This window comes from Streptomyces sp. NPDC096324 (genome assembly GCF_044763015.1).
Lineage (GTDB): Bacteria > Actinomycetota > Actinomycetes > Streptomycetales > Streptomycetaceae > Streptomyces.
In genome coordinates this window covers 362,602-381,634 of record NZ_JBIWFK010000008.1, presented here as the reverse complement: position 1 = coordinate 381,634, position 19,033 = coordinate 362,602, and the positions used below count along the sequence as shown (strand labels likewise).

General features: G+C 71.9%; 18 protein-coding genes. 9 read left to right on the top strand and 9 right to left on the bottom strand.

Annotated features, from left to right (window positions below; translation table 11 throughout):
- Positions 1 to 124 precede the first annotated feature (124 nt).
- The gene (locus tag ACIQ7M_RS24195; RefSeq protein WP_403647789.1) at positions 125 to 448 is read left to right on the top strand and encodes a putative quinol monooxygenase; all 324 of its coding nucleotides are present in this window, start codon (positions 125 to 127) and stop codon (positions 446 to 448) included.
- Between the two features lie 39 nt (positions 449 to 487).
- On the opposite strand, the gene ACIQ7M_RS24190 is transcribed toward ACIQ7M_RS24195, so the two are convergent.
- The 3 genes from ACIQ7M_RS24190 to ACIQ7M_RS24180 all read right to left on the bottom strand — a co-directional run bounded on the left by ACIQ7M_RS24190 (position 488) and on the right by ACIQ7M_RS24180 (position 2,950).
- Positions 488 to 1,519 carry a medium chain dehydrogenase/reductase family protein gene (locus ACIQ7M_RS24190; RefSeq protein WP_403647786.1) on the bottom strand — a complete coding sequence of 344 codons (1,032 nt, stop codon included), beginning with the start codon at positions 1,517 to 1,519 and terminating at the stop codon, positions 488 to 490.
- Between the two features lie 208 nt (positions 1,520 to 1,727).
- Positions 1,728 to 2,198: a DUF5990 family protein gene (locus tag ACIQ7M_RS24185; protein WP_386986394.1), complete on the bottom strand. Its 471-nt coding sequence runs from the start codon at positions 2,196 to 2,198 to the stop codon at positions 1,728 to 1,730.
- A 53-nt stretch (positions 2,199 to 2,251) separates the two neighbouring features.
- Positions 2,252 to 2,950, bottom strand: a complete 699-nt coding sequence (locus ACIQ7M_RS24180) for a TetR/AcrR family transcriptional regulator (protein ID WP_403647782.1) — start codon at positions 2,948 to 2,950, stop codon at positions 2,252 to 2,254.
- Positions 2,951 to 3,196: 246 nt separating this feature from the next.
- Here ACIQ7M_RS24180 and ACIQ7M_RS24175 point away from each other — a divergent pair, with 246 nt between their 5' ends.
- Positions 3,197 to 4,315, top strand: a complete 1,119-nt coding sequence (locus tag ACIQ7M_RS24175) for a serine hydrolase domain-containing protein (protein ID WP_403647778.1) — start codon at positions 3,197 to 3,199, stop codon at positions 4,313 to 4,315.
- Positions 4,316 to 4,355: 40 nt separating this feature from the next.
- Here ACIQ7M_RS24175 and pgm read toward each other — a convergent pair whose 3' ends face one another.
- From pgm to ACIQ7M_RS24145, 6 genes are all read right to left on the bottom strand, one after another.
- Positions 4,356 to 5,996, bottom strand: coding sequence for a phosphoglucomutase (alpha-D-glucose-1,6-bisphosphate-dependent) (gene pgm / locus ACIQ7M_RS24170; RefSeq protein ID WP_403647775.1), 1,641 nt, complete (start codon positions 5,994 to 5,996; stop codon positions 4,356 to 4,358).
- Positions 5,997 to 6,169: 173 nt separating this feature from the next.
- Positions 6,170 to 7,165, bottom strand: coding sequence for an MASE1 domain-containing protein (locus tag ACIQ7M_RS24165; protein ID WP_403647772.1), 996 nt, complete (start codon positions 7,163 to 7,165; stop codon positions 6,170 to 6,172).
- A gap of 123 nt (positions 7,166 to 7,288) precedes the next feature.
- Entirely contained in the window at positions 7,289 to 8,122 is an 834-nt protein-coding gene (locus tag ACIQ7M_RS24160; RefSeq protein ID WP_386986381.1) for a PP2C family protein-serine/threonine phosphatase, read from the bottom strand.
- A gap of 343 nt (positions 8,123 to 8,465) precedes the next feature.
- Complete coding sequence (locus ACIQ7M_RS24155; protein ID WP_403647767.1) at positions 8,466 to 10,646, bottom strand: MMPL family transporter; 2,181 nt, start codon at positions 10,644 to 10,646, stop codon at positions 8,466 to 8,468.
- Positions 10,647 to 10,834: 188 nt separating this feature from the next.
- Positions 10,835 to 11,611, bottom strand: coding sequence for a hypothetical protein (locus tag ACIQ7M_RS24150; protein WP_403647764.1), 777 nt, complete (start codon positions 11,609 to 11,611; stop codon positions 10,835 to 10,837).
- Complete coding sequence (locus tag ACIQ7M_RS24145; protein WP_403647761.1) at positions 11,608 to 12,228, bottom strand: TetR/AcrR family transcriptional regulator; 621 nt, start codon at positions 12,226 to 12,228, stop codon at positions 11,608 to 11,610. Before ACIQ7M_RS24145 ends, ACIQ7M_RS24150 begins: the two co-directional genes overlap by 4 nt.
- A gap of 240 nt (positions 12,229 to 12,468) precedes the next feature.
- Here ACIQ7M_RS24145 and ACIQ7M_RS24140 point away from each other — a divergent pair, with 240 nt between their 5' ends.
- From ACIQ7M_RS24140 to ACIQ7M_RS24110, 7 genes are all read left to right on the top strand, one after another.
- Positions 12,469 to 13,404, top strand: coding sequence for an ATP-binding cassette domain-containing protein (locus ACIQ7M_RS24140; protein WP_389851117.1), 936 nt, complete (start codon positions 12,469 to 12,471; stop codon positions 13,402 to 13,404).
- Entirely contained in the window at positions 13,401 to 14,249 is an 849-nt protein-coding gene (locus tag ACIQ7M_RS24135; protein WP_403647758.1) for an ABC transporter permease, read from the top strand. Before ACIQ7M_RS24140 ends, ACIQ7M_RS24135 begins: the two co-directional genes overlap by 4 nt.
- Before the next feature lie 207 nt (positions 14,250 to 14,456).
- Positions 14,457 to 15,821 carry a sensor histidine kinase gene (locus ACIQ7M_RS24130; RefSeq protein ID WP_403647755.1) on the top strand — a complete coding sequence of 455 codons (1,365 nt, stop codon included), beginning with the start codon at positions 14,457 to 14,459 and terminating at the stop codon, positions 15,819 to 15,821.
- On the top strand, positions 15,818 to 16,498 hold the full coding sequence (locus ACIQ7M_RS24125; protein ID WP_386986362.1) for a response regulator: 681 nt from the start codon (positions 15,818 to 15,820) through the stop codon (positions 16,496 to 16,498). The genes ACIQ7M_RS24130 and ACIQ7M_RS24125 overlap by 4 nt, the downstream gene beginning before the upstream one ends.
- Before the next feature lie 52 nt (positions 16,499 to 16,550).
- Positions 16,551 to 16,991: an OsmC family protein gene (locus ACIQ7M_RS24120; RefSeq protein WP_403647750.1), complete on the top strand. Its 441-nt coding sequence runs from the start codon at positions 16,551 to 16,553 to the stop codon at positions 16,989 to 16,991.
- A gap of 151 nt (positions 16,992 to 17,142) precedes the next feature.
- Positions 17,143 to 17,619, top strand: a complete 477-nt coding sequence (locus ACIQ7M_RS24115) for an ATP-binding protein (protein ID WP_386986357.1) — start codon at positions 17,143 to 17,145, stop codon at positions 17,617 to 17,619.
- Positions 17,620 to 17,920: 301 nt separating this feature from the next.
- On the top strand, positions 17,921 to 18,769 hold the full coding sequence (locus ACIQ7M_RS24110) for a Ppx/GppA phosphatase family protein (RefSeq protein ID WP_386986355.1): 849 nt from the start codon (positions 17,921 to 17,923) through the stop codon (positions 18,767 to 18,769).
- Positions 18,770 to 19,033: the final 264 nt, after the last annotated feature.

Sequence of the window (19,033 nt, the reverse complement as noted above, 5' to 3'; positions counted from 1 at the left end):
TCGAGGCCGGGTGCCGGACGGGAGCGATCCGGACGCGGGGGTTCCCCTGATCGGCCCGCAGGCCCCTGGTGTTCACCCGCCGCGAGCGGCGCAGAATGGCTCGACACCGACGCGAGGAGCCCTCATGATCTTCATCACCGTCAAGTTCAGCGTCCGCCCCGAGGACGCGGAGAAGTGGCCCGAGATCACCGCCGACTTCACCGCGGCCACCCGCGCCGAGCCCGGCTGTCTGTGGTTCGACTGGTCCCGGAGCCTTGACGACCCGACGGAGTACGTCCTGGTCGAGGCCTTCCGGGACGACGAGGCCGGGGCGTCCCACGTCCAGTCCGCGCACTTCAAGGCCGCCCAGCAGGCCCTGCCCCGGCACCTGACCTCGACACCGCGCATCGTGAACATGAAGATCCCGCAGGACGACTGGTCCCTGCTGGGCGAGATGGTCGTCGAGTAGCGGCCCTAGGGAACCGCGCCGCGGAACGACGGTCCGGCCCTACGGGTTGAGGACGACCTTTCCGGCGACGGTGCCGGACTCGGCCAGCCGCAGGGCCTCGGCCGCCTCGGTCAGCGGCAGCCGGGCGGCGATCCGCGCGGTGACGTCACCGCGCTGGAGGGCGCCGAAGACCTGGGCGAGGTCGGCGCGCAGCCGCGCCTGGAAGCGGCTCCGGGACAGGGCACGGCCGGCCCAGATGTTGAAGAAGTACGCGTGGCGGCCGTTGGGCAGGGCGTTCCACAGCCACACCCGGCCGAGCAGTTTGAGCACGGGCCACTGCTTGGACCCCGTGTCGTCGCGGGTGGAGGCGCTGCCGTAGGAGACGAGCGTCCCGCCGGGGGCGAGCAGCCGCCAGGAGTCGACGGCGCTGCGGCCTCCGACGTGGTCGAACACGGCGTCGACCCCGCCGGGCGCGAGTTGGCGTACGCGTGCCGCGACGTCCCCGGTGCGGTAGTCGACGGGGACGACGCCCTGTTCCCGCAGGGCGTCGTGGTGGCGTGGGGAGGCCGTGCCGATGACCTTGGCTCCGGCGGCGCGCGCGAGCTGGACCAGGACCGATCCGACGCCGCCGTTGGCGCCGTGCACGAGAACGGTCCCGCCCGCGCGGATCCGCGCCTTGCGGTGCAGCATCTGCCAGGCGGTGATGCCGTTGACGACCACGGTCTCGGCCTCCGCCGCGCCGATCCCGTCGGGCACCGGTACGACGTCGGCCGCGTCCACGCGCACATGGCTGGCCCAGCCGCCGACCTTGAGGAGGGCGGCGACCCGGGTGCCGACGAGGCCGGGGTCCACTCCCGGGCCGGTGGTGAGCACCGTGCCGACGAGGTCGTAGCCGGGCACGAAGGGGAACGGCGGCTGGTCGTAGTACCGACCGCGGCGCATCTGCTGTTCGGCGAAGGAGACGCCGGTCGCCTCCATCCGGACGACGACCTGACCGGGGCCCGCGACGGGCACGGCGCCGTGCCGGATCTCCAGCCCCTCCGGCTCCACCTTGCCCGGCAGGACGACCTCGACGAGCCCTTCGGCGTTCATGACGACCTCCACTGCGTTCCGTGCGAGTTATCTGCTATCGCTTTAGTTAGAAGCTATAACCGACAGGCGTGAGCGTCAAGAGCTTTCGTTAGAGGTTCTAACTCGAAGCGCGGATGCGCGACCGACATGGACGGGGCCGGCGGGCGCACCGGCGCCCCGGCCGTACTCCGGTCGCCGGACGACTCCGGTTGTCAGACGGCTCCGGTTGTCAGACGGCGGCTTCGGCCGTCCATTCGATGTCCGGCGGCATGACGCGGGCGCATCGCGGATTGCCGTGCGCGTCGGTCAGCCCCAGCCGCCCGACGAGCAGCCCCTCACGGGCGGCCTCGGCGAGCACGTCGGAGGGGACGGCGTCGAGCATCAGCTTGGCGCGGCGGAACATGCTGAAGACCCCCGCTTCGTCGACCGTGCCCCAGGACAGATAGACGAAGAGGTGCCCCAGGCGGCGCTGCACATAGGGGCCCGTCAGTTCGATCCCCGTCGGCGAGGGCGTGGCCGTGCAGTCGAGCGTCCAGGTCGCGCGGGCACCGTCGCCGGGCTGGGGATCGAGCAGTTCGGCCGGACGGTCCCGGCGTTGCACAGCCACGTGGATGTTGTCGTACACCGGGACGGTGCCACGGCCGGTGGGGGCGGGGCAGGTGCGGCCGGGCAGGTCGTCGGCGTCGATACGGATGCGCATACGGGCCATCATGCCGCCGAACCACCGACGGACACCCGGCGCGCCCCCCGAAGCTAGAGCCCGCCGTCCGCCGGTGCTCCCGGGCCGCGGGGCCGGCCCGTACGGACCGCGGCTTCGATCCCGTCGAGCTGGGCGGCGAGGATCTCCTCGAACGCGGCGCGGCGGTCCACGACGAGAGGGCGGATGTCCCGGGCGAAGTGGGCCAGGGCCGGGAAGCGTTCGGGGTCCGCGCCCAGTACCGCCACGCGGAACAGCTCCAGGCCCTGCTCGCGCTCCTCGGGGGTGACGGTGTCGACCCCGGCCTCGGAGGCGATCAGCGCGGAGACGAGGACCGCGAACCGGTGGTAGCGCGCGGGGATCTCCTCATCGGGCAGTCCGGACGCGCGCAACGCCTGGAGCGCCTCCTCCATGACGAGGCGGGAACCGGTGCCGCTCGACGCGTGGCGTCCCCAGACCGAGGCGAGCTGGGGCTGTTGGCCGAAGGCCTCCCTCACCCGCAGGGCCAGGGCCGTGACGCGCTGCCTCCAGTCGCCCTCGGGGCGGTAGCCGTCCATGGCGGTCAGGAGAATCCGGTCGGCGACCGCGCGCAGCAGTTCGGTCTTGCTGCGGAAGTGCCGGTAGAGGCTGGAGGAATCGGTCCCGAGGGCCCCGGCCAGCTTGCGCACGCTGAACGAGTCCGGGTCGCTCGTGCGCAGCAGCTCGGCGGCCGCGTCCAGGATCTCTTCGGTCGACCAACGCCTTCGGCCTGCCATCCCGCTCCTCTCGCCGTGTCGCGGCCCAGCCTATGCACTTACCTGTGCGCTTAGCCATGCACTCGGTCATGCACTTGCCCATGCACTCATATGTGCACTTGGCGTTGCACGCACCGCGTGCATAATGGAACACAGACCTGCCGAACGCCCGACGAGTCGGGCCGACGGACCACTCGTGCCCTGTTGTCCGGGGTCGGGCGACCGCGAGCGGAGCCCGCCTCCGGGGAAGTCGAAAGGACGCATGACGTGAAGAACCCACTGGACACCGCGGCGCTGGAAGCGGCCGTCGAGAGCGTCCACCGAGCCGGTGTGCCGGGGCTGTTCGCCGAGGTACGGGACGGCGATCTGGTCTGGCGCGGCGCGGCCGGGGTCGCCGACCTCACCACCGGCCGCCCCGTCACCGCCGGAATGCGGCACCGGGTCGGTAGCATCACCAAGACGTTCACGGCCGCCGCGGTGCTGCGGCAGGTCGAGGCCGGCCGGATCGGGCTCGACGCACCGGTCGGCCGGTACCTTCCGGCACTGGTCCCCGGAGCGCGCGGCGACGCGACAACGGTCCGGATGCTGCTCAACCACACCAGCGGCCTCGCCGAGTACCTGCCGTACGCCTACCCCTCGCTCAAGGCGTATCCCGCCATCGCGGACACCGGACCCCAGAGCATGGACGACCACCGGTTCACGCGATTCGACCCCGCCGAGCTGATCGCGATGGGGGTCTCGGCGCCCGCGTTCGGCTCCCCCGGCGGTACTCCGGGGGTGTACTCCAACACCAACTACCTGCTCCTCGCCCAGCTCCTGGAACAGGTGACCGGTGCCTCGGCCGAGCGGTGCATCACCGAGAGCGTCATCGAACGGGCCGGGCTCCGGGACACCGGCTTCCCCTCGGGACCGCACGTGGACGGGCCGCACTCGCGGCTCTACGAGGCGTGGTTCGGCATGATCGACCCGCCCCGCGACTACAGCGTGTTCGACATGTCCTGGGTGGGGCCGTCGGCGTCGCTGATATCGACCGTCTCGGACCTCAACGACTTCTACGGCCTGCTGTCGGCCGGGGAGATCGTCGGCCCGTCGTCACTGGCGGAGATGCGGCGTACGGTGCCGGTCGTCTCGCAGGAGCTCAGGACGATCGAGTACGGCCTCGGTCTGCATCCGATGGAGGGACCCGGCCAGGACACCTTCTGGGGTCACGGCGGCACGGTCTGGGGCGGTGGAGCGCTCGCCATGACCCGCGCGGACGGCAGACGGCGGCTCGCGGTCGCCGTGAACACCCAGCGGTGGAACAGGCTCGACTCCTCCGGCGTGCCGCGGCCCCATCCCATCGACGAGGCGCTCGCGGCTCTGTACCGGGTGGCGCTGTACGGCTGAGGGCGCCGTGCCGCGGGGACACGGCGCCGCAGGGCCGGGCTCAGCCGGACAGGGCCGCGGAGACCACCGCCTTCGCCTCGTCCTGCACCCGGCGCAGGTGATCGGTTCCGAGGAACGACTCCGCGTAGATCTTGTAGACGTCCTCGGTGCCCGAGGGACGGGCCGCGAACCAGGCGCTCTCGGTGGTCACCTTGATGCCGCCGATGGGTGCGCCGTTGCCCGGCGCCTCGGTGAGGACCGCGGTGACCGGCTCCCCGGCGAGCGTGTCGGTGGTGATCTGCGCGGGTGACAGCTTGGCGAGGAGGGCCTTCTCCTCACGCGAGGCCGGGGCGTCGATGCGCTCGTAGGCGGGCTCCCCGAAGCGCGAGGTGAGTCCGGCGTAGTGCTCGGAAGGCGTCTTCCCGGTGACTCCGGTGATCTCGGAGGCGAGCAGGGCGAGGATGATGCCGTCCTTGTCGGTGGTCCAGACCGAGCCGTCGCGGCGCAGGAAGGAGGCGCCCGCCGACTCCTCGCCGCCGAACCCGAGGGAGCCGTCGACCAGCCCGTCCACGAACCACTTGAATCCGACGGGCACCTCGACCAGCCGGCGGCCGAGGTCGGCGGCGACCCGGTCGATCATCCCGGACGACACCAGGGTCTTGCCGATCCCCGTCCCGGCGGGCCACCGCTCCCGGTGGGAGTAGAGGTAGGCGATGGCGGCGGCGAGATAGTGGTTGGGGTTCATGAGGCCGCCGTCCGGGGTGACGATCCCGTGGCGGTCGGCGTCGGCGTCGTTGCCCGTGGAGATCTGGAAGCGGTCGCGCCGTTCGATGAGCGAGGCCATCGCGTAGGGCGACGAGCAGTCCATCCGGATCTTTCCGTCCCAGTCCAGCGTCATGAACCGCCAGGTGGGGTCGGTGAGCGGGTTGACCACGGTCAGGTCCAGCGCGTGCTGTTCGGCGATGCGCCCCCAGTAGGCGACCGATGCCCCGCCCAGCGGGTCGGCGCCGATGCGGACCCCGGCCGCGCGGATCGCGTCCAGGTCCAGCACCTGCGGGAGGTCTGCCACGTAGGTGCCGAGGAAGTCGTGACGGCCGGTGCCGGGTGCGGCGAGCGCGCGGGCGTAGGGGATGCGCCGTACGTCCTTGAGGCCGTCCCTGATGAGTTCGTTGGCCCGGTCCTGGATCCAGGAGGTCGCCTCGGAGCCCGCCGGGCCGCCGTTCGGCGGGTTGTACTTGAAGCCGCCGTCGGCGGGCGGATTGTGGGAGGGGGTGACGACCACACCGTCGGCGAGGCCCGTGGAGCGTCCGCGGTTGTACGTGAGGATGGCGTGCGACACCGCGGGAGTCGGCGTGTAGCCGTCCGCGCTGTCGAGGAGCACGGACACGTCGTTGGCCGCGAACACCTCCAGGGCGGTGACCTTCGCGGGTTCCGAGAGCGCGTGGCTGTCGGCGCCCAGGAAGAGCGGCCCGTCGATGCCCCGGCCGTCGCGGTACTCGCAGATGGCCTGGCTCGTCGCCACGATGTGGTCCTCGTTGAACGCGGTCGCCAGGGACGAACCTCGGTGTCCGGACGTGCCGAAGGCGACACGCTGGCCGGGTTCGGCCGGGTCGGGGTGGAGCGCGTAGTACGCGGTGACCAACCGGGCTACGTCGACGAGATCCTCGGGACCGGCCGGACGGCCCGCTCGCTCGTGCTGCATGTGCCCGCACCTCCACATCGGTGGTTCTTCGCTGGTGGTCTCATCCTTCCCCAACGGGCCGCACGGCGGCACGGTGCCGTCGCGGCAGCCGAAATCGGCGCCGGACCGCGTTCCTCGGGGGAGCGGCCGGGCACCCGCGGGAGAACGTGGCGGCGGCGCGGGAGTTCCCGCCGTCAGGCGTGGCCGTCCTCCTCCGCGGGAGGTGGTCGGGGCGTGGGGTTCCCGGCGGTCAGGTGCTCGAGGACCTGCACCAGCTCCTGGCAGGCCATCTCCACGGAGCGTCTGGTGTTGCGCTGTTCGGTGATGACGGCGGACAGGAGGAGGGCCGTCAGCGCCATGGTCCCGTTGAACGCCTGGAGCTTGACCATGACCTCGGTATGACTCAGCTCCTGGAACGAACCCACGTCCTCCGTCGCCGCGACGGTGGCCATGACGGAGGCGAAGAGAGCGCAGGCCAGGCTGCCCGGCAGCTCGAAGCGCAGCGCCGCCCAGATGAGCAGCGGATACACGAGGAACAGCAGGCTGATGGAGCTGCGGGTGGCGATCGGCACCGTGGCGCCGACCGCGACCAGGAGGACGGCGGCCTCCTTCCATCGCGTCATGTCGATCGGCATGCGTACGCCGTACAGGATCAGCAGGAGCGGGGTGACGATGAGGACTCCCATCGCGTCTCCCACCCACCACGCCAGCCAGACCGGCCAGAAGTCGCCCAGGGCGAGTTTGTCCGTGCCCACCAGCAGCCCGACGTCCACGGTCGCGCTGATCGTCATCGCGGCCAGGGCGGCCAGGAACACCAGGGCCAGACCGTCGCGCAGGCGGCTGAGATCGCTGCGGAAGCGCACCGAGCGCAGCAGGAGGTAGGCACAGGCCGGGGCGACGGTGTTGCCCGCGACGATGCCCGCCGCGGAGGGCTGGAGCGTGGAGAACGAGGAGAGGGACAGGACGACCAGGAGCGCCCCGATCGCGATCCCGAGACACGCCCGGATCCCGAGGAGCAGCAGGGCGGCGACGGCGACGCCGGTGGGCGGCCAGATGGGGGTGAACACCGCTCCTTCGACAGTGAGCCGCCGCATGAGTCCCAGCCGCCCTGCTCCGTAGTAGCAGGCGGCGATCACCAGCGTCTGAAGGGCGAAGACGGCCGGCCGGCGCATCTCCTGTGTAGCCACCACAGAGCCATCAGACACCGCCGGGGCCCTGTCGGCGAGGCGAGCGTCCGTGCGCCGCGAACGACGGTGAGCGCGTCGCCGGAGCCCGACGACGGTCCCGTCGAGGACGCCGGACGGCCTGCCGCGTCACCGGAGCGGGATGGTGGGCGGGCCGTGGCGGACCACGAGGACGGCCGCGTCGTCCTCGTGTCCCACGCGCTCGGCGCCCTTGATGACGCGGGCGGCCAGTGAACCGGCCGACAGGCCCGCGACGGCGGCGACTCCGGCGAGCCGTACGACCCGGTCGAGCCCTTCGTCCACGTGCATCGAGGGGCCCTCGACGACACCGTCGGTCAGCAGGACGAAGACGCCGCCGGTGGTGAGGCGGTGCCGGGTCACCGGGTACCGCATCCCGGCCTCGATGCCGAGCGGGGGCCCGCCTTCGTCCTCGGTGATGCCGGACTTCCCGTCCGCCGACGCCCAGACGCAGGGTATGTGCCCGGCCCGCGCGCTCTCCAGCATGCCGGTGGCCGGGTCGAGCCGCATGAAGGTACAGGTCGCGAAGAGGTCGGAGCCGATGGACAGGAGGAGGTCGTTGGTCCGGGTGAGGAGCTCCCCCGGGTCGCCGGCGACGGAAGCCAGGGCCCGCAGGCCGACCCTGACCTGCCCCATGAACGCGGCGGCCTCGATGTTGTGGCCCTGCACGTCGCCGATGGACAGGCCGATGCGTCCGTCGGACAGCCGGAAGGCGTCGTACCAGTCCCCGCCCACGTTGAGTCCGTAACAGGCGGGCGCGTACTGGACGGCTACGTCGAATCCCGGGGCGGAGGGCATGTCCCCCGGAAGCATGCCGCGTTGCAGCGCGATGGCCAGTTCGACCTGTGAGCGCTGGAACTCCGCGCGTTCACGTGCCTGGGCCGTCAGCGATCCGAGCCTGGTGAGCAGCTCGTCGTCGTCGCCCGTCGGCAGCTTGCGGGTCATCGACCACCCCGAAGGAAAGGGCACACATGAGAGAAATGTTAGGAAAACACCACAATCGGATGATAGCGACCACGGCGGCGCGACCTTACATCGACCGGACACCGCACGGCCACCGGCGGGCCCGGAGCGGTAGGGCCGCCGGGTCCGTGTCCCGGTCGGCGCGGGCCGTCGACGATCAGGTCGAGGTGCGCGCCGCACGGACCTCACCTCCGCGCGCCGGGTCGATCCTCCACGGCACACTGAGCCGCGGCAGGACGTCCCCGGGGTCGAGACCGTCCTTGGGCGTGCCCTCGGCCGACGGGCGTGCGACCGAGCCCCCTCCCCGACCGCCGAGTCCCCGGTATCAGACGGACCACCTCGACAGCCGGCGATCCAGCCATGCCGGCAGCCACCAATTTGCGCGCCCCATCAGGAACATGAGCGACGGCACCAGGACGAGGCGTACGACGGTGGCGTCGAGGACGACACTGATGGCGAGGCCGAGGGCGAGCATCTTCACCACGACGGCCGGTGAGCCGGTGAAGGACAGGAACACGGCCGTCATGATGAGCGCGGCACAGGTGATGACCCGTCCCGTGAGCGAGAGGCCGGTGCCGACCGAGCGCTCGTTGTCACCGGTCGCGTGCCATTCCTCGGCAATGCGCGAGAGCAGGAAGATCTCGTAGTCCATCGACAGACCGAAGACGATGGCGAACATCATCATGGGGACGTAGGACTCGATCGGCACGGGCTCGCTCAGGCCGAGCAGACCGTCGCCCCAGCCCCACTGGAAGACGGCGACCAGGACGCCGTACGACGCACCGGTCGTGAGCAGATTCAGGGCGACCGCCTTGAGGGGGATCACCAGGCTGCGGAAGACGACCGTCAGGAGCAGGAACGCGGAGACGAGCACGATGCCGATGATCAGGGGCAGTCGTTCGGTGACGGTGTCGCGGAACTCGAGCTGACCCGCGGTGCTGCCCGTCAAGTGCCCTGTCGCTCCGGTGCCTTCGAGGGTCCGGGGCAGGGCGGTGTCGGTGAGGGTGGCGAACAGGGCCCCCGTGTCGGCCGATTGGGGGCCGGTGGTGGGGACGACGGTGGTGACGAGGATCCTGCCGTCCGGGCTGGTGCGCGGGGGCGTGACGCGGGCGACGCCGTCCGTCCTCGTCAGGCCGTCGGTGACCCGGCCCGCGACCCGGTCGGCGGACACGGTCGCGTGGGCGAGGTCGACGACCAGGGTGAAGGGGCCGTTGACCCCCGGCCCGAAGCCGGGACCGTCGGCGTCGGCGATCCAGTCGTAGGCGTCGCGGGTGGTGCTGCCCGCCGGGTCCGCGCCGTCGTCGATGTGCCCGAGGCGCATCGAGAAGAGCGGTATCGCGCAAACGGCGACGACGGCGAGTCCGGCGCTGAAGAACCTCCACGGGCGCCGGGCGACCAGGCGCGCGTAGCGGTGCCATCCGTCGTGGTCACCGGAGCTCTCGGCGACCGGCCTGCGACGGACCCGGAGGACGTCGACGCGGTGGCCCACGAGCCCCATGGCCGCCGGCACCAGAGTGAGCGCCGCGGCTGCCGTGACGACCACGGCGACCGTGGCGGCGAGCCCCAGCCGCCCGATCATGGTCAGACCACAGGCGTACAGGCTGAGCAGGGCCACGGCCACCGTGCCGGCGGCGACCAGAACCGCCTTGCCGCTCACGGCGGTTGTCCGGCCGACCGCCGTGCGGGGATCGTCCCCGTCGATCACGTACTGACGGAACCGTGTGATCAGGAAGAGCGCGTAGTCGATGCCCACGCCGAGCCCGATCATCGTGGCCAGGGTGGGTGCCGAGGTGGCGAAGGTGAGCGTGCCGGCCACGATGCCGACCACGCCGAGGCCCACGCCGACACTGATCAGGGCGGTGACCAGCGGCATGAGGGCGGCGGCGACACTGCCGAAGGCGAGCAGCAGCACGATCAGCGCGGCGCCGACGCCGGTCGCCTCGGCGAGGGCGTCGTTTGCGGGGGGACGCACGACGTCGTGCAGATCGCCGCCGTAGCCGATGTCGATTCCCGCGTCCCTGGCGGGAGTTGTCGCTTCGTCGAGCCGCTCGGTGTAGTCGTGCCCGAGGGACTTGAGCTTCCGGTCGAAGGACACGGAGGTGTACGCGGTCGCGCCGTCGGTGCTGGTCACGGGTGCGGCGACGGCGGTGACACGCGGCAGGTCCCTCAGTCGTCCGAGCGTCGCCTCCAGAGCGGCGGCGTGGTCGGACACCTTGCCCGAGCCGACGTGGAAGACGACCTTTCCGCCGGGCGCGCCCGCTGCGGGGTCGGACTCGGCCAGCAGGTCGGCGCCGCTGCTCGCCTGGCTGCCGGGGAGGGTGACCTCGTCGCCGAAGGTCGCGCCGACCGCGTGCCGGCCCGCGAACGCGGCCGCCAGCACCACCAGCCAGGCGGCGATCACCCAGACGGCGTGCCGCGCGCAGAAGGCGCCCGTGCGGTGCAGGGCGGACGGGCGGGGCGCGACGGGAAGCGGCGCCAGGGACAGCGGGGCAGGGGGAAGGGACACCGCGCCTCCAGAAGAAGTGACAGGGCTGCCACAACTTAAGCGGGAAGATGACAGCGCCGTCAATTGTCAGCTCTGCCATTTTTATCGAACCCGCGCCCCGCCTTCCCCACCTCGCCCCCCGCGCCCCGCCTTCCGCGCCCCACCTCGAACCCCGCACCCCGCACCCCGCACCCCGCGGACGCGTGGGATCAGCTTTCGGCCTGCCCCTTGCCCGACGCGCACGCGGACGCCGTACGCGCCGTGTTCGCCGTCCGCACCGCCTGCCCCGCACCGGCGGGGGCCACGGTGAAGTCCAGGACGAGACCCGCGCTCTCGGCGTGGGCGCCGACGAGCGCGGCGCCCCGGGGCAGCTCCCGGATCTCGATGGTGCGGGGCTTGAGCCTGGCCGCGAGTCCCCCGGCGCCCGGCAGCGCGGAGAGCTCCGACACCGGGACCTCGCGGCCGAGGACCAGGACGCTCGCGGGGGTGATGGTGAGGCTGTGGGTCGTGGTGGACAGGGTGGTGGCCACCGTGACGGGAAGACCGGTACCGCCCGCGGAGCCCGTGAGGGTGAGACGGGTGCCGTCCGTGCCAGTCTTCAGTCCGTCGGCGCCGGCGTCGCCCCGGACACCGGCACTCCGGTCCAGCGCGTCGTAGGCGATGGTGGCCGTGGCGGTCCCGCCCGAGGTGGCGCCGCCGGTGGACACGTCGCGCAGGTGCGCGTCGACGTCCATGTCGGTGCCCTGGCGGCGCACGCCCTCGGCGCTCACATGGACGGCACCGACCGTGCCGGTGAGCGCCTTGAGTCCGGCCAGGGTGTCGTCGAGGTCGACCCGCACCCCCTTGGTCGCGCCGAGACGGCATTCGGCGGTCTCCTCGACCCGGCCCCGCACCTTGTGCTCCACGACGAGGTCGGTGGTCACGGCTGCCGCGACCACCGCGGTCAGGCATAGGGCGGTGACGGCGTAGCGACGGCGACGGTTCACGAGGGGGTGGCTCCGATCATGGTCAGGAAGGTGAACGCCTGCGGGAGCAGACGGTCGGGCTCCACGGGCACTCCGGCCGTACGGCGGTCGCGCAGGGTCCGCAGGACGGCGCGCGCGGCGCCCAGCGCGCAGTTGGCGATGACGGCTGCCTGGAGGTCCGCGTCCGGCGCCTTTGCCGGAAGGCGCTCCAGGACGAGTGCGGTCAGGCGTGCCTCGAACTGCTGGAACTGCCGGGACAGGCCCTCGCGCGCCTGTTCGCGGATCTCGCCGAGCGGATGGGCGAGCGCGGTCAGGCTGCTGGTGGCGAAGTAGGAGACCGCGTCCGTGATGGCGCCACAGGCCGCTTCGAGCGGCGTGTCGCTGTCAGGCCGGGCCAGGAAGGCTTCCTCTATGCGGGCGAAGAGCTCGATCCCGTCGGGGAGGAGCAGGGCTTCCTTGCTGTCGAAGTAGCGGAAGAAGGTCCGCTCCGACACGTTCGCCTCCGCGGCGATGTCGGCCACCGTCGTCTGCGCGAACCCGTGTTCGGCGAAGAGCCGGCCGGCGGCCTCGCGCAGTCCGCGCCGGGTCTCTTCCTTCTTCCGCTCGCGCAGACCTGGCTTCTCGGTTCTCTCTGGCATGGTCACACCCTCACCACCATGCGCCGGGTCTGTCAATTGTCAGCTCTGCCATTTTGGCGGTGTACGGGAGCCGCGCCGGACCGGCCCCGTCATCCGAGCGCCGTAGCGGGGTGATACCGCGGTACTACACGCCTCCGCCCAACCGGGCTCTGCGGTACCACGGATCCGGCGCCGACGTCTCCTAGCGTGGTTGGTGAGCAGTCAGGTGGGGGGCCTGCCCCCGAAAGCAAGGGAACTTCGATGATCGAGGCACATCAGCTGACGAAGCGGTACGGGGAGAAGACGGCGGTGGACCGGCTGGACTTCGTCGTGAAGCCCGGCACCGTCACCGGCTTCCTGGGCCCCAACGGCGCGGGCAAGTCGACCACCATGCGCATGATCGTCGGACTGGACGCGCCGTCCGACGGCAGCGTCACGGTCAACGGCAAGCACTACGCGCGGCACAGCGCCCCGCTCCAGGAGGTCGGCGCCCTGCTGGAGGCCAAGTCGATCCACCCGGGCCGCTCCGCCTTCGACCACCTCATGGCTCAGGCCTACACCCACGGCATTCCGCGCCGCCGGGTGGAGGAGGTCATCGAACTGACCGGTCTTCAGTCCGTGGCCAAGAAGCGCGCGGGCGCTTTCTCCCTCGGCATGGGCCAGCGCCTCGGCATCGCCGCGGCCCTCCTCGGCGACCCGGCCACGATCATGCTCGACGAACCGGTCAACGGCCTCGACCCCGAGGGCGTGCTGTGGATCCGCAACCTGCTGACCGGACTCGCGGCGGACGGCCGTACGGTCTTCGTCTCCTCGCACCTGATGAGCGAGATGGCGCTCGTCGCCGACCACCTGATCGTCGTCGGACGAGGGCGTCTGCTGGCGGACACCACCGTGCGTGAACTCGTCCAGCAGGCGGGCGGCGACACCGTCACCGTGGCCTCCGACCAGGCGTCGCGGCTGCGCGAGGTCCTGGCCGGTCCCGGCGTCGAGATCACCGGTGCGGCCGGGTCCGAGGAGCTCCAGGTGACGGGACTGTCCGCACGGGACATCGGTCTCAAGGCCGCCGAGCACGGCATCGCGCTGTTCGAGCTCAGCTCCCGGACCGTCTCGCTCGAAGAGGCCTTCATGGAGCTGACCCGCGACGCCGTCGAGTACCACGCCAGCGTCACCGTCGAGGCCCCTGGGAGGGCGGCATGAGCACCGTCACCGTCACCGACAGCCGGGCACCCGCCCCCGCGCGGGCGTCCCGTCCGGAGTACAAGGTCACCGGACGCCGTGTGCTGCGCTCCGAATGGGCCAAGTTGTGGTCCCTGCGCTCCACGTGGATCACGCTCGGCCTCGGACTGCTGTTCCTCGTCGCGTTCGGCGTGATCGCCGCCGCGCACTACAAGTCCGAGCTCAACTCCGGGCGTCCCCTGCACCGGGACGACGTGGCGGCCACCGCGCTCAGCCTCTCCGTGTTCGGCACGAACTTCGCGCAGCTGGCGCTCGGCGTGCTGGGTGTGCTGATCACCGCGGGCGAGTATTCGACCGGCATGATCCGTTCCACGCTGGCCGCCGTGCCGCGCCGTCTGCCGGTGCTGTGGTCCAAGGCCTCGGTGTTCGGACTGGTCGCGCTGGTCGTCGCCACCGTCGGTGTCTTCGTCGCCTTCACGGTCGACAGCGGGATCGTCTCGGGCACGCCCGCGGCCCTGACCATGTCCCACTCGGGCGTGGTGCGCAGCCTGCTGGGCGCGGGCCTCTACCTCGGTCTGGTCGGCGTGATCGGCACCGCCCTCGGCGCGCTGCTCCGCTCGGTCGCCGGCGGTATCTCGGTCCTGGTCGCCTCGCTGATGCTGGTGCCCGGCCTGATCTCGCTGCTGCCGAGCTCGTGGCAGGACAACATCAGCCCGTACCTGCCGAGCAACGCGGGCGAGTCGATGTTCGCGCTGACGCACGACTCGACCTCGCTGTCGCCCACCGCCGGACTGGTGGTGTTCCTCGGCTGGACCGTGCTGGCGCTGGCGGGCGCCGCCTACCGGCTCGTCCGCACGGACGCCTGACGCCCGACACGGGCACCGGCACCGCACCCGCACCCCGGGCGTCACCGCGAAGGACCCGCGGTGACGCCCGTACGGGGAAACCCTGTGGTGGCGGCCGTACGAGATGACCCCGGTGGCCCCGGTGAAGGAGACGGGGAGGCGCGTACGAGGACGCGGCCGGACCCACAATGAACAGGTGAGACCCATGAACGCGGACCAGTGACTCCCATGAACATCGACGACACCGCCCCGCGCGCCCCGGCGGAGGACCCGCCCTTCGCGGAGGCGGAACTGCCGTGGAACCACCCGCTGGCCCGTGCGCTGTCCCGTATCGGCCGCCGGCTCAAGCGGGGCGACCGCAGGCATCCCTGGATCCTCGACGCGGCCGTGACGGCTGTCGTCGCGCTGCTGTTCTGCCTGCCGGACCTCGTGCACGACGGAGACGGCGACGGCCGGCACCATCCGTTCGACACCGAGTTCACCCACCTGTCCCTGCCGGGAACGCTCGCGCTGCAGGCCGGGCTGGTGCTCCCGCTGCTGTGGCGGCGCAGGAGGCCCTTCCTCGCCTTCGCGGTGATCACCGCCGTGCTCATCCTCCAGCTCGCGCTGGGCGTCTGGCTGCGCGCCGACGTCGCCGTACTCATCGCCCTGTACAGCCTGGTCCTGCACGGAGAGCTGCGGCGGCTGCCCCTGGCCTGCGCGGTCACCGCCGGCGCGCTGGGACTGGTCGCCGTGCGCCTGCCGTCCGGCGTGCATGTGCTCGACGCGCTGTTCTTCCTCTTCAGCACGATAACCGCGGCCGTCGCGCTCGGTCTCGCCGTCCGGATCCGGCGCGGCCAGCTCGCCGTCCTGCGGGACCGCGCTACCCGGCTGGAGGTCGAACGCGACCAGCGCAGCAGACTGGCCGCCGCCGCCGAACGCACCCGCGTGGCCCGCGAGATGCACGACATCGTCGGCCACAACCTCTCCGTCATCATCACCCTGGCCGACGGCGGCGCGTACGCGAGCGACCTGGCGCCGGAACGCGGGAAGCAGGCCCTGCTGCTCATCGGTGACACCGGCCGGCAGGCTCTCGGCGAACTGCGCCGCATGCTCGGGGTCCTGCGCGAGCAGACCCTGACACCCAGCGCGCCCGAGCTGAGTCCGCAGCCGGGGATCGGGGACATCGACGCCCTGTGCGAGCGGATCCGGGCCGCCGGGCCGGTGGTCGTGCACCGCGGCAGCGGCGAGCTGGGCGGTCTGGACCGCGGCGTCCAGCTCGCCGTGTACCGCATCGTCCAGGAGGCCCTCACCAACGCCCTCAAGCACGGAGGGCCCGAGACACGCGTCGATCTCAGGGTGAGCGTCGAGAAGACCCTCCTGCACATCGACGTCCATGACACCGGCCCGGGCACCGGCACCGTGCGCTCCGGGCCGCACGACGACGAAGGACACGGAATCCCCGGTATGAGAGAACGCGCGGCGCTCTACGACGGGACGGTCGTCGCGGGGCCGGACCCCGACGGCGGATGGACCCTGCGGGCCACCCTCGATCTCACCCCTCCGGACGGCACCGACCTCGCCCCCTCGGCCGTCACGGGCGGTGCCGCGTGACGAGCGTCCTCATCGTCGACGACCAGCCGCTGCAGCGCCTCGGTTTCCGCATGCTTCTGGAGAGCACTCCGGACACCGATGTCGTCGGCGAGGCGTCCCACGGCGGCGAGGCCGTCCGCAGGGCCGCCGAACTGCGCCCGGACGTGATCCTCATGGACGTACGGATGCCCGGCATGGACGGCATCGAGGCCACCCGCCGGGTCGTCGCCTCCGGTGGCCGTTCCCGGGTGCTGATCCTGACCACGTTCGACCTGGACGAGTACGCCTACGCCGCACTGCGCGCGGGTGCCAGCGGGTTCCTCCTCAAGGACGCCCATCCGGAGGAACTGCTCGCCGGGATCCGGGCGGTCGCCGCGGGCGACGCGGTGATCGCCCCCGCCCTGACCCGGCGCCTCCTGGACACGTACGCCCGGCACCTCCCGCGCGATCCGTCGGGCACCGCCGGGCCGATGGACGACCCCCGCCTCCATGCCCTCACCGAGCGCGAGTACGAGATCTTCGTCGCCATCGGCGAGGGGTGGAGCAACAGCGAGATCGCCGGCCGGCTCGTCGTGGCGGAGTCGACGGTCAAGACGCACGTCGGCCGCGTCCTGTCGAAGGTGGGCGTCCGCGACCGCGTCCAGGCGGTCATCCTCGCCTACGACCTCGGGGTCGTCAGCCCGAACCCGCCCGACTGAGCCGAGGGGTCGTCCGAGGCGGGCGACGCGGCGCGAGATTAGGGTCGGCGGTATGACTGACGACACTCTGCGCCGCGTCACCGTCGAGCGCACGGGCACCGGGCACTTCACCGCGACGAACGCGCGGGGCGGGACGATCGACTTCGGCACCGGGTCCGGACCCGGCGGGGAGGAGCGGTTCACCCCGGTGGAGCTGCTTCTCGCCGCCATCGGGGGCTGCACCGCGGCCGACGTCGATGTCGCGACCGCCCGCCACGTGGAACCCACGCGGTTCACCCTGACGGTGACCGGCGACAAGATCAGCGACGAGCTGGGGAACCGGATGACCGACCTCGCGGTCACCTTCTCCGTGGCGTTCCCGGACGGCGAGGCCGGCGACCGCGCCCGTGCCATCCTGCCCCGCGCCGTCAAGAGCTCGCACGACCGGCTCTGCACGGTCAGCCGCACGATCGAGGCCGGCACTCCCGTCAGCGTGACGGTCGAAGGGGCCTGACCGTGCCGGGACCCGGTGCCGGGCCCGGTACCCGTCGCCGCTTCCGGGCACCGCTTCCGTGCCTCGCGGACGCATGCGCGGCCGGATGGAGTGAAGCCGGATTTCCGGGGCAGACGGCGAACGTCGAAGAGGTGGACGCGGGACGGATCGTATGGGCCAGCAGGTGAGCGAAGCGGGACAGCAGGAACAGCGGGGTGCACTGATCGAGGCCTCAGTCGCGTACGACGGTGACTCCGCCTGCATCGCCGAGGCGCGGGCGTTCACCCGTGACTTCCTGACGCGGGTGCAGGCGGTCGCCGGCCTGCCCGTCTCCGGACGGGTGATGGGCATGGTCCCGCTGGTCGTCAGCGAACTGGTGACCAACGCGGTCAAGTACGCGGGCGGACCGTGCCTGCTGACGCTCGAGGTCGACCAGGGCGCCGTCAGGGCCACCGTCTGGGATTCCGACCCGACGCTGCCGGTGGCACGAGCCGCCGAGGCGGGCCGCGTCGGCCAGCACGGGCTGGAAATCGTCATGGCCGTGTGCCATGCCTTCGAGGTGCGCCGGGAGCCCGTCGGCAAACGGATCACCGCCGTCGTGACATTGGCCGACACGCCGGACAGTGACATGAGTCACTCCGCCCCCTGACGCCACCCACGTCACCGGTACGACAGCGGCCACAGGGCGGCGCGCGCGAAATCCCCCTGGGCGGCCGCCCGGAGCCGCCGCGGCACCCTCACCAGCCCTTGACGGGGCCCTGACGAGCCGAAACGAAATCGTGTCGCGTCACCGTGGCCCGCTTGCGGGACAATGGTGCGTTCGCGGATCCCCTTCGACAGGAAAACGGGTGGTTAACACAGTGCGGCAGGCAGGTGTACTAGACGTCGGGTGTCACAGCGCTCTGCTCACCGTGGCGCGGCGCCGCGCCGGGGTCGCCATGGAAGAGGTGATGTCCCGAAAGGTACGGCTCCAGTTGCACGAGACGCTGGACGCCACGGGACGGCTGGACAAGTCGGGTGTGCGCAGCGTGCAGCGGGCCGTGGCCGAAACGCTCGCCGAGAACCGGGGCGCGCTGCCGGAGGTCTACGCGTTCGCCACGTCGGTGATCCGCGACGCGCCCAATCGCGACGAGGTCCTCGCCCAGGTGGCCAGCGCCACCGGCACCCGGCTGCGGGTGATGTCCGGCGAGGAGGAGGCCCGGCTGGCCTATGTGGCGGCACGCCACTGGGCGGGCGAGCGGGCCGGCTCCCTGCTGGTGCTCGACATCGGCGGCGGGACGGTGGAGGTCGCGTCCGGCACGTCCAGACAGCCCCGGACGGCCCACTCCCTGCCGCTGGGCGCCCGTACGGTCACCCGCACCTGGAAGCTCGACGAGGCCGTGTCCTCGAAGCGACGGCTCGCCGAGGTGCGCGACCACCTGAGCGACCGCCTCGCCGCGGCCGACCTGCCGCACGCCGACCCGGACGGGCGGGTGCTCGCGTGTTCCAAGACCTTCACCCAGCTCGCCCGCTACACCACCGCGGGCCGTGACCGCTCCCGGGCTCCGCAGCGGCTGACCCTCGACGAGGTACGGGCCGCGGTGGGCGTCCTCGCCAAGAACGGGTCGGCGGGCCGCGGCCGTCTGCCCGGCATCTCACGTCACCGGGCCGGCCAGTCCCTGGCCGGGGCCATGGTCGCGGAAGCGCTGATGGAGGCCTGCCGGGCCACGAGCGTGGAGATCTCCCCCTGGTCCACCCGGGAGGGCCTGCTCCTGGAGCGCCTCGGGGCGCTGCGCGGCAAGGGCTCCACCCGGCGCTGACCCGGCCCGGTCGCCGGGCGGCCGGGCCGCCCGCGCTCCCCCTCGCCGATCCGGCGGGAGTCCGTCAATTGCGTGGACACCGCCCCGTGTTCGAACGTCACGCGACGAACGGGCGGTTCGCGCGCCCGGTCGCGGGGAAGCGCCGCGCCCGGAGACCGGGAACAAACCCGTACCACTCGACGCTGACCTGAACAGTCCGGCGGGTGCCGGAGCGCGGAGTTCCACCTGGTGCGGTGGACCCACCGGCGGTTCTGCTCGTGGAAA